We start from the raw sequence: 12,613 nt of genomic DNA on the forward strand, positions 1-12,613 counted from the left end.
GACTGTCAATCCGGATCGAAGGAAATGCGAACGCCGATCTTGTTATTCTGATAGTCGACCCCGAGCGGAAAGCAGAGGACGCGGCTCCCGCATCACGACATATCGACCGGTGTCTTGTGGGCTGCGATATAGTGCGGAGGAATGGTCTGCCGTTCGATCATGCGGTGAACGCGCGGCTCTGCTGGCCCCCGATGCAGCGCCCTGATCTTGTCGCTGGTTTCCGCATCGGCCTGCGTCCGGCGCTGGTTGTGGCGCACATATTCGACCCATGTGGGGGTATGATAACTCTCGGTCCATATCTCCGGATTCTCGAGATCACGCATCAGCGCCCACTGCCCTGCTCCATCCCGGATACGGATGCGCCTCCGCTCCGCCATGGCGGCAAGGAAAGCGGGAACGTCTTCCCCGGCAATGATGTAATCGATCATGATGACGATCGGGCCGCTGCGCGGCTGCAGATCCAGCCGCAGCAGCGGCTCGCTGAAGCGGTTGAGTGGATCGAGATTGAGCGTCTTGAACTCAGGCAGCGCATAGCGCAATCCGAGCGCAGCCCCGATCAGCATCAGCAGGCCCGACGCGAACAACGCATTGTCCGCACCATACTGCTCTGCCGCCAGGCCCCATATCCAGCTGCCTCCCGCAATGCCGGCAAATGTCATCGTCTGGGAGAGCGACATAGCCCGGCCGACCACCCAGCGCGGCGTCGAAAGCTGCACGGTCACGTTAAACAGCGAGAGCGCCAGAACCCAGCAGGCCCCGGAGATCAGAAGCGCGGCATTGGTTGACCAGACGTTGGAGCTGAAACCGATGATGCCGGCGCTGGCGGCAAATCCGAGGAAGGCCCACCGCACGATCCCTTCGCTCGACAACATCTCGCGCAACCGGCCGCTGAGGAGCGCACCCCCGATCGCCCCGATCCCGAACGAACCGAGCATGACGCCATAGACCAGCGGACCGCCGCCAATCAGATCGCGCGCCACGAACGGGAGGAGCGCCAGGACGGCGCTTGCCGAAAGGCCGAAGACGAAGCCGCGGAACAGCACCTTCCCGATATTCGGCGACATCGCCACATAGCGCAGGCCTGCTCCGATGGCGCGTCCCAGCGTCTCGCGCGGCAGCATGCTCGGCGCGATGCCCGACCGCCAGCGGGTGAGCGCGAAGATGATGGCGAAATAGCTCAGCGTATTCACGGCGAATGCCGCAGCAGCCCCCGCCGCAGCCACGATCACACCGCCGATCGCTGGCCCGACGCTACGCGTGATGTTGAAACCCATGCTGTTGAGCGCCACAGCCCCTGGAAGATCTTCACGCGGCACGAGGTCGCCGACCGATGCCTGCCACGACGGATTGTTGAGCGCCGTCCCGCAGCCGAGCAGGAAGGTAAAACCTAGCAGGAGCCACGGCGTGATCAGGCCGAGATATGCGAAAACTGTCATCACTGCCGAAACCGTCAGCATGAAACACTGGGCGACGAGCATGATCCGGCGCCGGTCGAAATTATCCGCGAGCGCGCCCGACACCAGCGAGAACAGCATGATTGGCAACGCCGTGGAGGCCTGCACCAGCGCGACCATATTCACCGAATTGGAAATGGAGGTCATCATCCAGGCGGCGCCCACGGCTTGGATCAGCCCGCCGAAATTGGATGCAAGGCTCGCGATCCAGATGGTGCGGAACATGTCATGTCTGAACGGAGCCAGTGGCGATTTTCGGTCCGGCACGCTGCGTCTCTTTTTTGATGAACCATCTGAGCCGTGAACTGACACAGTTATAGCCCCGCCAACAGGCAATGCCAGTGGCGGACTGCGGGGGCTTCGCATGGACGTTCACTTTTTAGATCAGGACGTAGGCAAAAGTGGGTGCGATCCTGAACGGATCACCTCCACAAGCGGAACGTTTCATCACGCTGCACGTTTGGCGAAAATGTTCAGTGATTTTGGCCCTTTGACCGGGCATATGGTCACGCATATCATTCTGATGAATGCCTGCGCGCCCCTGATCGCACTGGCATGCAACCGGATTTGGCCGGCAAACCAGCCGAAAAGCCGGATGCCCGTTCGCAATCTGCTCTTTCCCGCCATGATCGTGCAACTGGCCCTGCTATGGGCATGGCATGCGCCGCCCGCGCTCGACGCCGCCATGCGGTCGCATGCGCTTCATCTCCTCATGCAGGCATCGCTCTTTCTCGGTGCGTTGTGGTTCTGGTCGGCGATATTCCTCATCGGCGGTCATCGACGCTGGCGCGCCATCCTGGCCCTGCTGATCACCAGCAAGATATTCTGCCTGCTCGGCATCCTCTTCGTCTTCGCACCGCGCACCCTTTATCCCGCCGTCCTTTCCGGCCACCACGCCGCCCATCTCTCCGGGATCACCGTTGCCGACCAGCAATTGGCGGGACTGTTGATGCTCACCGCCTGCCCGGCAACCTATGTGCTGGCCGGCATCGTCATCGCCACACTCTGGTTCAACGAGATATCCAGTGACACCGCCGCATCTCCGGTTCCCGTGCAAGAGGCGCGGGCATGATCCCAGGAACATTTGCGGCCTGGAAGCGACTGGCTCTTGCTACCGGCATCATCGCCGTTTTCCTCGCCGCCGGCATTGCTGCCTTCATATGGTCCGGCGTCTACAATGTCGCCGCCACGCGCGAGCATTTCGCCATTACCACATGGCTGCTCGAAACGCTCCGCCGCCAATCAGTCGAAACATACAGCTATTTTGTCGAAAGCCCGCCGCCGCTCGATGATCCGGATCTGATCAGCCTCGGCGCTGCGCATTACGAAGGCGGCTGTGCGCCGTGTCATAGCAGGCCGGGTGAACCCATCGACGCGATTGTCAGCGGAATGCTGCCTCCCCCGCCGCCTCTGGCTGACCCCGTCGCACGGCAATCGTCCAAAGAGGTCTTTTGGACGGTAAAGCACGGGCTCAAATATACCGGCATGCCGGCCTGGTCATCTCAGGAGCGTGGCGACGAGGTCTGGGCGCTGACCGCGTTTCTGAGGCAATTTCCCCGTGACGTCGCGGGAGACTATTTCCGCCTGTCAGGTGTAGACCGTCTCCCTCCTGAAACCGGGGAGAGCCCAACGCATGGCGGCGGGACAGTCGCGCTCACCCAATGTATCCGCTGTCATGACGACGCCGACCGGGAAACGATCAGCAACCTCGTCCCAAGGCTTGCCGGGCAATCGCCGGACTATCTCCTGCGCACGCTTGCCGAATATGCCGCCGGCACGCGTCCGAGCGGCATCATGCAGCCGGTCGCGGAAAGCCTCGACCAAGACGAGATGCGCGAGCTCGCCGCCTATTATGCGCGTCTCGGCGCCAAACCACAGCCGAACAACGACAGGCCCGACGCAAAGCGGATCGAGCGAGGCCGGATACTGGCCACGAACGGCGACAGCGAGAACGGTGTGCCGCCTTGCCTTGCCTGCCATTCGGCATCCAGGGCCGCCGCGTTTCCGGCGCTGGCCGGCCAGAACGCCGATTATCTCACCGGGCAATTGCGGCTCTGGCAGAGCGGCGGGCGGGATACCACCGGCTACGGTCAAATCATGGAGACCGTCGCGCGGCGTCTGACAGATGAGCAGATATCGGATGTCGCGGCCTATTTCGCGTCGCTACCGCCGAGTGCCGCGCTGGACAGGCCAACCTCGCCGGAGGCCAGGCAATGATGCGCTGTTGCTTCGTCTGGCCCGCCGCGGCAATTTTGCTCTTCGTCGTGAGCGGATGCGCCGGCGTCCAGTCCGCGCTCGACCCAACAGGCGCAGAAGCCGAGAGGATCAATACGCTCTCCTGGGTGCTCATCATTTTCTGCACCGCCGTCTTCATCATTACCGCCATCATCGCATCGGTGGCGCTTTTCGCCAACGAGCGATGGCGCCAGCAGCTCGCCGGTGAAAGGCTGGTCATCGGCGCAGGACTGATTTTCCCCGCTGTGACGCTGACCTTCCTCCTCGCCTACGGCATCTTCGTTCTCGGCATGGGCGGCGGTTCCGCCGATACCTCAGACGGGCTTCGCATATCCGTCGTCGGCGAACGCTGGTGGTGGCGCGTCATCTACCGCGACGAGAACGGCCGCCGCATCGAAAGCGCCAACGAACTGCGCATTCCCGTGGGCCGTCCCGTCAAGATCGACCTCACTTCGGCGGATGTGATCCACTCCTTCTGGGTGCCCAAGCTCGCCGGAAAGCTCGACATGATCCCCGGGCGGACCAACACGCTGACCCTTGATGTCACAAGTCCCGGTGTCAGCCGCGGTCAATGCGCGGAATATTGCGGCGGAGCCCATGCGCTGATGTCCTTCTTCGTCATAGCAATGCCTGAAAAGGATTTCGCCGCGTGGCTTGCGGATGAAGCCAAGGACGCACACCAGCCGACGGACGAGCTTGAGACGCGTGGGCAGGCGCTGTTTATCGCCAGCGGCTGCGGCGCTTGCCATACCGTGCGGGGCACCGCTGCGACCGGCGCTATCGGCCCCGACCTCACCCATGTCGGCAGCAGGCATTCGCTCGCTGCCGCGACATTGCCCAACAATGCGGAAGCCTTCGCGCGCTGGATACGCGACGGCCAGCACATCAAGCCGGAAAACCTGATGCCGCCCTATCCCATCTTCAGCGATGAGGAACTGGCCAGCCTCTCCTCCTACCTTGCGCAATTGCGGTGAACGGCCATGGAAAACCAACCTCGCTCCGACCTGCCGAACAAGACGCCCCGCCCCAAGGGCGAACTCGAAGAGCTAAAGCGCATATGGGCGACGCCGCGCGGATGGCGCATCGTCACGACGGTGAACAATACCGAGATTGGCCTGCTCTATATCGGGGTCGCATTCCTGTTCTTCCTCATGGCCGGCGTGCTGGCGCTTCTCATGCGGACACAGCTTGCCACCGGGAATAACGATTTCATTGGCCAGGAACTCTATAATCAGATGTTCACTGTCCATGGCACGACGATGATGTTCCTGTTCGCCGTACCGGCGGTCGAGGCGCTCGGGGTTCTGCTGTTGCCGCAGATGCTGGCGGCGCGGGATCTACCCTTTCCCCGGCTCAGCGCATTCGCTATCTGGGCCTATGTCATCGGCGGGCTCGTCTTCTTCTCGACGATCCTTTACGACCTCGCGCCCGATGGCGGCTGGTTCATGTATCCGCCGCTCACGCTCAAGGAATATTCTCCGGGCGACAATGCCGATTTCTGGCTGCTCGGCATCGGCTTCATCGAAATCTCTGCGATAGCGGGCGCAATCGAGATCGTCGTCGGAGCCTTGCGGACCCGCCCGCCCGGCATGACACTCGCCAAGATGCCAATCTTTGCCTGGTCGATGCTCATCTTCGCCAGCATGATCATGTTCGCCTTCCCGGCTGTTATTCTCGCAACCATGATGCTCGAGATAGAGCGCTCCTTCGGCTGGCCCTTCTTCACCGCCGCCAAGGGAGGCGATTCCCTTCTGTGGCAGCACCTGTTCTGGTTCTTCGGCCATCCGGAAGTCTATATTATCTTCCTGCCCGCTGCAGGGCTTGTCTCGATGATGGTGCCGACCATGGCGCGCACGCCGCTCGTCGGCTACCGGCTGATCGTCATCGCCCTGATCGCCACCGGCTTCTTCTCGTTCGGCCTGTGGGTGCACCATATGTTCACGACGGGCATTCCGGCCCTCAGCCTCGCCTTCTTCTCGGCGGCGAGCATGGCGGTCGCCATTCCCTCCGGCATCCAGGTCTTTTCATGGATCGCCACCATCGCCGCCGGCCGCAAGAAATTCCGCATCACCACGGCCTCGCTGTTCATCCTGGGCTTCCTGTTCATCTTCACCATCGGCGGCCTTACCGGTGTTATGGTCGCAATGGTGCCGTTCGATTTCCAGGTCCACGACACCTATTTCGTCGTCGCTCATTTCCATTACGTGCTGGTCGGTGGAATGGTGTTCCCGCTGTTCGCGACCTTCTATTACTGGGCACCGCAGGCGGGCAGGAGCATGCTGTCCGAACGTCTCGGGCGTTGGGTATTCTGGCTGATGTTCTCGGGTTTCAATATCGCCTTCTTTCCCATGCACCTGACCGGCCTGCGCGGCATGCCGAGGCGCGTCTGGACCTATCCGAGCGAGCTCGGCTGGGACACGCTGAACCTGATCTCGACGATCGGCTCCTATATTCTGGGCGCTGGCGTCCTGCTGTTCGTCATCGACCTCGTCCTGCACTTTCGTCCCGGACGCGGTGGCCCGGAAAATCCTTGGCAGGCGGGAACGCTCGAATGGCTACCGAACGATGTCTATTCAAACCGCAGTATTCCGCTCGTCACCAGCCGGGAGCCTCTGTGGGATCAGCCGAACCTCGCCGATGACGTGAAGGAGGGCCGGTATTACCTTCCCAATGCGCCGACCGGCGGACGGGAGACGCTTGTCACCTCCCCGATCGATGCAAAGCCGCAATATGTGATCCAGATGCCCACGTCAGGTTGGTCTCCCCTTCTGGCGGCGATCTTCACGGCGGCCTTCTTCCTGCTTTTAACCGTCAAGCTCGTCACGATCTCGATTGTCTGCGGCATTCTCGCCATTGCCTTCTGCCTGATCTGGGCCTGGGCTCTCGATCCCGGCCCATCCAAGGGCCTGGTTGATATCGGCGGCGGCATTAGCTTGCCCACCTATGTATCAGGCCCGTCGTCTCATTCCTGGTGGGCCATGATCGTTCTGATGTTCGTCGCAGGCTCGCTTTATCTCTCCTATGTCTTTTCCTACCTCTTTCTGTGGACCGTATCGCCCGATACATGGGCCCCTTCCGGCTCCCCCGCGCCACCCGATCTCGGATGGCCGGCTGCGGCAGCGCTTCTCCTGCTGGCAGGTTCGGCACTGATCGTCCTGACCGAGCGCATGCTGCCCCCAGCCGGAACAAAGCGCATGGCGGTGCCCATCGCGATATTCCTGGCCGTGGCCTGTCTTGTAGGATCATTGGGCGTGGAACTTGCCGGACATTGGCGGACAGGCCTTTCCCCCACCGCCAACGCCTATGGAGCCATGGTCTATATGGGGGCGGCATTGTTCGGCCAGTTGGCGTTCACTCTGGTCATATTCGGCGGCTTCACGATCGCCCGTCACTTCGCCGGCAAACTCGACCGTGAGCGGCGCGTCACCTTCGACAATATGGCGCTGCTATATCACTATACCGTCGGTCAGTCCCTGTTCGGCCTGGCGTTGGTCCATGGCTTCCCGCGGCTTGTGGGCTAGAAAGTGAACTTGCATCAAAACAAGGATTTGGAGCGGTTTCCAGAATCATCGCCACAGGAAAGGAGACAGCATGAAAGCCGGAAACGATAACGGTCCGATCGCCGGGGCAATCCTCTTTCTGCTCATCGGGCCGATCATCTGGGCGGCCCATCTCCTGCTGGTCTACGGCCCGCAATCCGCACTCTGCGCCTTCAGGATCGCCGGCAGGACGCAAGTCGATCCCTGGCTGATATCAATGCTGGTCGCCGGCGTGACAGTGATTGCGATGGCAGCGGTCATGTTGACCCTATGGCGCCCACGGCGGGTTGCACGCATCTTCCGTTTCGACGCCGCTGCGAATGACAACCGCTCTTTCATCCTGTCGTCGATGCGCTGGCTGGGCGTCCTCGCGCTCATCGGCATCGCATTGGCCGGCGCTACGACGCTCATCCTCGACCCCTGCGCTCAACTCCGGTGAGCGGCGAGAAAATGGATATGCGGCTTTCCGTGATGCGGCGACCGGTCGATGAACGTCCTGACGCCGAAAACATCCGCGACGAGTTCTTCGGTGAGAACCGTCCCGGGATCACCTGCAGCAATCACCCGCCCGTGGTGCAGGATGGCGATCCTGTCGCAGAACATCGCTGCAAGGTTGAGATCGTGCAGCGCGACGACGCTGGTCACAGGCAATCTTGAGATCAGCGAGAGGATATCCAACTGGTGCTGGATATCGAGATGGTTGGTCGGCTCGTCCAGGAGAAGTTCCGCTGGCGTCTGGGCGAGCGCCCTCGCGATATGAACCCGCTGGCGTTCGCCGCCCGAGAGCGTGTGCCAGGACTGCGCGCGCTTCTCCAACATCCCAACGCTCTCAAGCGCATGATTGACTGCCGCGTCATCCCTCATGGTCCATTGAGAAAGCGGGCTGCGATGCGGCGTGCGACCAAGCCGAACGACATCGTTGACGGTGACCTGCGCGTCCGTCGTCGCCTGCTGCTCGACAATGGCGATCCGCCGCGAAAGCTGCGCGCGCGGTATCAGCCCGATTTCGTCGTCGCCAAGCCGGATCACGCCGCTTTCGACCCGCCTGAGGCCGCAGATCAACCGTAACAGGCTCGATTTTCCCGAGCCGTTCGGCCCAAGCAGACCGAGCATCTGCCCCGCCTCGATATCGAGCGTGATGCCATCGACAATCATCTTGCCGGACGCTGTCCAGCGTGCGTCCTTGACGGATATGGTCATACCGCCCTCCTCGCTTTGTAGAGAATGAATGCAAAAGCCGGCGCGCCGAACAGAGCTGTCACCACGCCAATCGGCAAGATCTGCTGTGGTATGATGATCCGCGAGATGATGTCGGCAAGCACCATGAAGATCGCCCCTGAAATAACCGATGCCGGGATGAGCCGCAGATGCCCCGGCCCGACGATGAAGCGGGCGGCGTGCGGAATGACCAGACCGACGAAGCCAATCGAACCGACGATGCTGACCATCGTCGCGGTCATGATCGCGGTCAGCCCCAGGAGGACGATCCGCACACGGGCGACGGGAACACCAAGTGCGGCGGCGGCATCCGTCCCGAAGGTGAAGGCATCGAGGGCGCGGGCGTGAAATATGCAGACGACAAATCCGCCGAGCGCAACTGGGGCTGCGAGATAGACGTCCGGCCAGCGCACGCCGCCGAGGCTGCCCAGAAGCCAGAACATGACGCCCCGCGCCTGCTCCGCATTGGCCGATGTCGTGACGATATAGGAGGTGAGCGCGTTGAAAAGTTGCGAGCCGGCGACGCCTGCCAGAATGATCCGGTCATGGCTGCCGCCGGAGCCGGCAGCAAGAAGCGAAACGAGGGCAAAGGCACCGATTGCGCCTGCGAAGGCGCCGCTCGACAAGGTGAGAACACCGTGGCCGAAGCCCAGGATCATCACAGCCACGGCGCCGGTCGAAGCACCGGCGGAAATGCCGAGCACATAGGGCTCGGCCAGCGGATTGCGGAGAAGCGCCTGCAGAATGACGCCGGAAAGCGCCAGCGCCGCCCCGCAGCAGGCGGCGACCAGTGCACGGCTCAGGCGATAGCTCCAGATAATGCCTTCCTGGATGCCGCTGATCTCGAAGCCTGCACCGAATACCCGGTTGACCACCGCCTTGAAGGTCGTCGCCAACGGTATCGTCATCTCGCCAATGGAAACCGCCATGGCGATGGAAATCAGAAGCGCTGCGATCGAGAGGACAGCAAGCGAGGCCTGCAGACCTCGCCTCTCCCATTGAATCGGATGGATGCTCAATTCGTCAGTCCGAATCTCTTGATGCCATCGGCAAGCGCCTCGATTCCGTCGATCGTGCGGATCGTCGGGTTCATCGACTGCGCGTTCATCATGACGAAACGTTTTTTCCTGACCGCCTCGAGCTGGCTGGTGACAGGATCAGCCTCCAGGAACCTGATCTTCACGGTCGGATCGTCGGCGGCATAGCGGCGCCGGTCCATTTCCGCGATGACGATGACAGCGGGGTTGGTGCCGATGATCGTCTCCCAACTGACGAGCGGCCATTCCTCGTCCGTATCGATCACGTTTTTTGCACCCAGCGCCTGCAGGATATAGGCCGGCGCGCCGTTTTTACCTGCAACGAAGGCATCGCCCTTGAGGTCCTTGCTCGAAAACCAGAAAATAACAGGCAGCCCCACCGCCTTGCTTCCGGCAACTGACGCGATGGCCTCCGCCTCGCGTTTTTTCAGATCGGTCACGAGTTGTTCGCCGCGCTCGTTGACATCGAATATCCGCGCGAGTTCGCGAATTTCCTGGTAGACCAGCTCCATCGTGAACGGTTCCTTGCGGACACCATCGCCGCCGCCGGAATTGTCCTTGGCGGCGCAATCCGCCGGCGAGATATAGGTCGGAATGCCGAGTTCGGAGAACTGCTCGCGCGTACCGACCCCACCGCTCGGGCCGACATCCGATTCGAACTGTACCGCGACGAGCTCAGGCTCCTGCGCAACGACCGATTCGAAGCTCGGGCTGTTGTCCGCAAGCCGCTTGATCTTCTCATTCTGGCTCTCGAACCCTTTGAGGACCGGCCCAACCCAGACGGCGGTTCCCACCATCTTATCGGCGAGCCCGAGCGAGAGCAGGATTTCCGTGCTGTTCTGGCCGATCGTGACGGCTTTTTCGGGGGCTTTCTTGAAGGTTACCGAAGCACCGCAATTTTTGAGCGTGAGCGGATAAACGGTATGTTCTGCGGCCTTGCCTATCGAAGCACTTGCGATGAGTCCGAAAATGGCCACAAAGGCAAACCCGGTCTTTCGGGCGCGTATCTGAATTGATTTTCGCATAGTCTTACCCTGATAGCTTGATATGTGGAGGCGGCGCGCGCGGTCCTGATGGGCGGCGAGCAAACGGCCGAATGGATGCAGCGCCGGCTTCAGCCGGAGGTCGGCTCCGAAATCGGCAAGGATTGATCAAGCGGATGGAAAATATGCGAAATAAGCCGGTCTACCCGGCTGAAAGACTTGGCCATGATGTCTCCTCTACGAGCAACCCCGCCCGTGAAATTGGATCTTCGACTTCGACGGCAGGTCTCCTGGCTCGCAGATATCTGCTTCACATCTGCCTTCCCGCCAGTTCTTGGATGAACCTGGCAGTGGCATGACATCCCTATAAGGCAAGGGACGTCACAAGGACGTTCAGCAATCCGCTTACAGTTGCGGGGGCAGCCACGGTCTTGGTCCCGATTGGGTCGTCCTCACCGTGTTCCCTATTAATCCCCTCGAAGTCATTCTTCGGGGAACCGTCACGCTGTTTTTAGGACTGCCGGAAGCCCGCAGTCAAGGCGAGCCGGTCCAACAATCTCATCATGTCATATCCGCCGCACGTCTTCCTCCTTGAGTTCCCCGATGTTCAGAGTTCAACTCGTTCGCCACGCGATTTTTGTAACGTAATAACATATCAAGTCAACACTTCATGAGGAAGGCCTGGAAATTTGAGTGCAGGACAAGGGATTTCCGCACCTATGACGGAACAAAATCGCACGCGGCGGGTTACAACCGAAGCTGGCGGTCGGTGCTAAATCCAAGTGAGGTCGTCGGTATTCGGCATGTGAAAGCATCGCCGGTGGAGGGGCTATCGGTTACGAAACGCCTCTCATCAGGCCCGACGGCGATGGTCATCCCCTCCCGTTGTCGCCGGGCCTTCAATTCAACGCAGGATAGCGAGAATAGCTTGTTGACTTTTAGTTAATAATACTATTTATCTCTCGCAACTTCTTGGGGGACCGTACAATGTACGAGACGAATGATCGCGGATTGAAAGACGTGCTGGTCTGGCTGAGTTACGCCAGTGTTTTCGTCGTGGTCTGCATTGTGTTCAATGAACTGCGCGGCGTTATCGCCTGAGACGGAACTCAATATCGACTCGGTGCACCGAGGCATACAGCACTCCCAATAATATCAACAGTAATAATTTAAACGTTGCAGGCCGTCACCCGATTACGGGCAGTTTCTTCGCGGCTTTTCTCAGGATGGTCTGTCTTCACGCATTTGAATGACTCATCCTATGCAATCATACGTATTGCATGGGCATATTCTCTTGTTTTCTCAACCTCCCCGAACTCGACATTCCCAACCTTCGATCGCAGCAGCATTCGCGTTGAAAAGCCCGTGGATTTCCCTTTCCCTACCGATGAAATTTCAGTTGCTTGGAACAATGGACCGCCGAAGAGGTTCCACCAGAACGCGATAAGAAAAAAGAGGATCGACCGCTAAAATCCTGATGGAATCCGACTTGGCAGTCCCTCGCCATGAGGCCTCCGGCATTTTCGGGAGGTCATGTTCAGGTTGCAAATCACGAGGACACCAGATGCCGCTTACTCTCACCAGCCCTGTTTTTGCTGAAGGCGAAACCATTCCCACGAAATATGCGCGCGATGGCGAAAACCTGATGCCGCCGCTGAAATGGACGGGGATACCCGGCGGCACGCAAAGCTTCGTTCTCATTGTGGAAGACCCGGATGCCCCCAAGGGAATTTTCCGACACTGCGCGGTATACAACATCCCGGCGGACCGGGAAGGCCTGCCCGAAAGCATCGATACGAGCCGAGATAATGCGCTGAGTTACGCCATAAATGATTTCGGCAACGCCCACTATGATGGACCGGAACCACCCATTGGCGATGATCCGCACCATTATCATTTCCGTCTGGCGGCGCTCGACGTTCCACGTCTCGCCATCCCCGCGAAGGCCGGTGCCCAGCAGATCTGGCATGAGGCGCGCAAGCATGTGATCGAGGAAGCCGAACTGGTCGGCATCTACCAGCGCTAAAGCAAACTCCCGGAAATGCAAAAAGCTGGAGCAATCCCCCAAAACCCTTCCTGACCTTGCCGCCCTTTTGTTACGCTCGCCCGTTGCCTGAAAGTACGGAACAAAATCATGCCCTTATCCA

Annotated in this window: 10 protein-coding genes and 1 riboswitch; of the genes, 6 read left to right on the top strand and 4 right to left on the bottom strand. The window is 60.3% G+C overall.

Annotated features, from left to right (window positions below; genetic code table 11):
* Positions 1-92 precede the first annotated feature (92 nt).
* Positions 93-1,679 (bottom strand): MFS transporter, encoded by a 1,587-nt coding sequence (locus DUT91_RS02510; RefSeq protein WP_245419500.1) that lies wholly within the window; start codon positions 1,677-1,679, stop codon positions 93-95.
* Between the two features lie 277 nt (positions 1,680-1,956).
* Between DUT91_RS02510 and DUT91_RS02515 the strand changes: the two genes are divergently transcribed.
* From DUT91_RS02515 to DUT91_RS02535, 5 genes are all read left to right on the top strand, one after another.
* On the top strand, positions 1,957-2,526 hold the full coding sequence (locus DUT91_RS02515) for a cytochrome c oxidase assembly protein (RefSeq protein WP_281032579.1): 570 nt from the start codon (positions 1,957-1,959) through the stop codon (positions 2,524-2,526).
* A complete protein-coding gene (locus DUT91_RS02520) occupies positions 2,523-3,671 on the top strand; it encodes a c-type cytochrome (RefSeq protein WP_114438763.1) in 1,149 nt (382 codons plus the stop codon). Before DUT91_RS02515 ends, DUT91_RS02520 begins: the two co-directional genes overlap by 4 nt.
* Entirely contained in the window at positions 3,668-4,663 is a 996-nt protein-coding gene (coxB, locus tag DUT91_RS02525) for a cytochrome c oxidase subunit II (protein WP_245419449.1), read from the top strand. The genes DUT91_RS02520 and coxB overlap by 4 nt, the downstream gene beginning before the upstream one ends.
* Positions 4,664-4,669: 6 nt before the next feature.
* Complete coding sequence (ctaD, locus tag DUT91_RS02530; RefSeq protein ID WP_114438764.1) at positions 4,670-7,210, top strand: cytochrome c oxidase subunit I; 2,541 nt, start codon at positions 4,670-4,672, stop codon at positions 7,208-7,210.
* Positions 7,211-7,280: 70 nt separating this feature from the next.
* Positions 7,281-7,667, top strand: a complete 387-nt coding sequence (locus DUT91_RS02535) for a hypothetical protein (protein ID WP_114438765.1) — start codon at positions 7,281-7,283, stop codon at positions 7,665-7,667.
* On the opposite strand, the gene DUT91_RS02540 is transcribed toward DUT91_RS02535, so the two are convergent.
* Genes DUT91_RS02540 through DUT91_RS02550 form a run of 3 tightly spaced genes read right to left on the bottom strand, consistent with a single transcriptional unit; the run spans position 7,655 to position 10,508 of the window.
* Positions 7,655-8,428, bottom strand: coding sequence for an ABC transporter ATP-binding protein (locus DUT91_RS02540; protein WP_114438766.1), 774 nt, complete (start codon positions 8,426-8,428; stop codon positions 7,655-7,657). The genes DUT91_RS02535 and DUT91_RS02540 overlap by 13 nt on opposite strands.
* Positions 8,425-9,429, bottom strand: coding sequence for a FecCD family ABC transporter permease (locus DUT91_RS02545; protein WP_483466841.1), 1,005 nt, complete (start codon positions 9,427-9,429; stop codon positions 8,425-8,427). Before DUT91_RS02545 ends, DUT91_RS02540 begins: the two co-directional genes overlap by 4 nt.
* Before the next feature lie 32 nt (positions 9,430-9,461).
* Positions 9,462-10,508 (bottom strand): ABC transporter substrate-binding protein, encoded by a 1,047-nt coding sequence (locus tag DUT91_RS02550; protein ID WP_114438767.1) that lies wholly within the window; start codon positions 10,506-10,508, stop codon positions 9,462-9,464.
* Between the two features lie 221 nt (positions 10,509-10,729).
* A riboswitch (cobalamin riboswitch) is annotated at positions 10,730-10,983 on the bottom strand.
* A 1,047-nt stretch (positions 10,984-12,030) separates the two neighbouring features.
* On the opposite strand from DUT91_RS02550, the gene DUT91_RS02555 reads away from it, so the two are divergent.
* Positions 12,031-12,492 carry a YbhB/YbcL family Raf kinase inhibitor-like protein gene (locus tag DUT91_RS02555; RefSeq protein WP_114438768.1) on the top strand — a complete coding sequence of 154 codons (462 nt, stop codon included), beginning with the start codon at positions 12,031-12,033 and terminating at the stop codon, positions 12,490-12,492.
* The last annotated feature ends 121 nt before the right edge of the window (positions 12,493-12,613 follow it).

This window comes from Paramesorhizobium salinisoli, from assembly GCF_003335045.1.
In the GTDB taxonomy this organism is placed as follows: Bacteria; Pseudomonadota; Alphaproteobacteria; order Rhizobiales; family Rhizobiaceae; genus Paramesorhizobium; species Paramesorhizobium salinisoli.

Coding starts and splice junctions, on each gene's coding strand:
- DUT91_RS02510 (WP_245419500.1), bottom strand. CDS start 1,679: ATGTTCCGCACCATCTGGATCGCGAGCCTTGCATCCAATTTCGGCGGG.
- DUT91_RS02515 (WP_281032579.1), top strand. CDS start 1,957: ATGGTCACGCATATCATTCTGATGAATGCCTGCGCGCCCCTGATCGCA.
- DUT91_RS02520 (WP_114438763.1), top strand. CDS start 2,523: ATGATCCCAGGAACATTTGCGGCCTGGAAGCGACTGGCTCTTGCTACC.
- coxB (WP_245419449.1), top strand. CDS start 3,668: ATGATGCGCTGTTGCTTCGTCTGGCCCGCCGCGGCAATTTTGCTCTTC.
- ctaD (WP_114438764.1), top strand. CDS start 4,670: ATGGAAAACCAACCTCGCTCCGACCTGCCGAACAAGACGCCCCGCCCC.
- DUT91_RS02535 (WP_114438765.1), top strand. CDS start 7,281: ATGAAAGCCGGAAACGATAACGGTCCGATCGCCGGGGCAATCCTCTTT.
- DUT91_RS02540 (WP_114438766.1), bottom strand. CDS start 8,428: ATGACCATATCCGTCAAGGACGCACGCTGGACAGCGTCCGGCAAGATG.
- DUT91_RS02550 (WP_114438767.1), bottom strand. CDS start 10,508: ATGCGAAAATCAATTCAGATACGCGCCCGAAAGACCGGGTTTGCCTTT.
- DUT91_RS02555 (WP_114438768.1), top strand. CDS start 12,031: ATGCCGCTTACTCTCACCAGCCCTGTTTTTGCTGAAGGCGAAACCATT.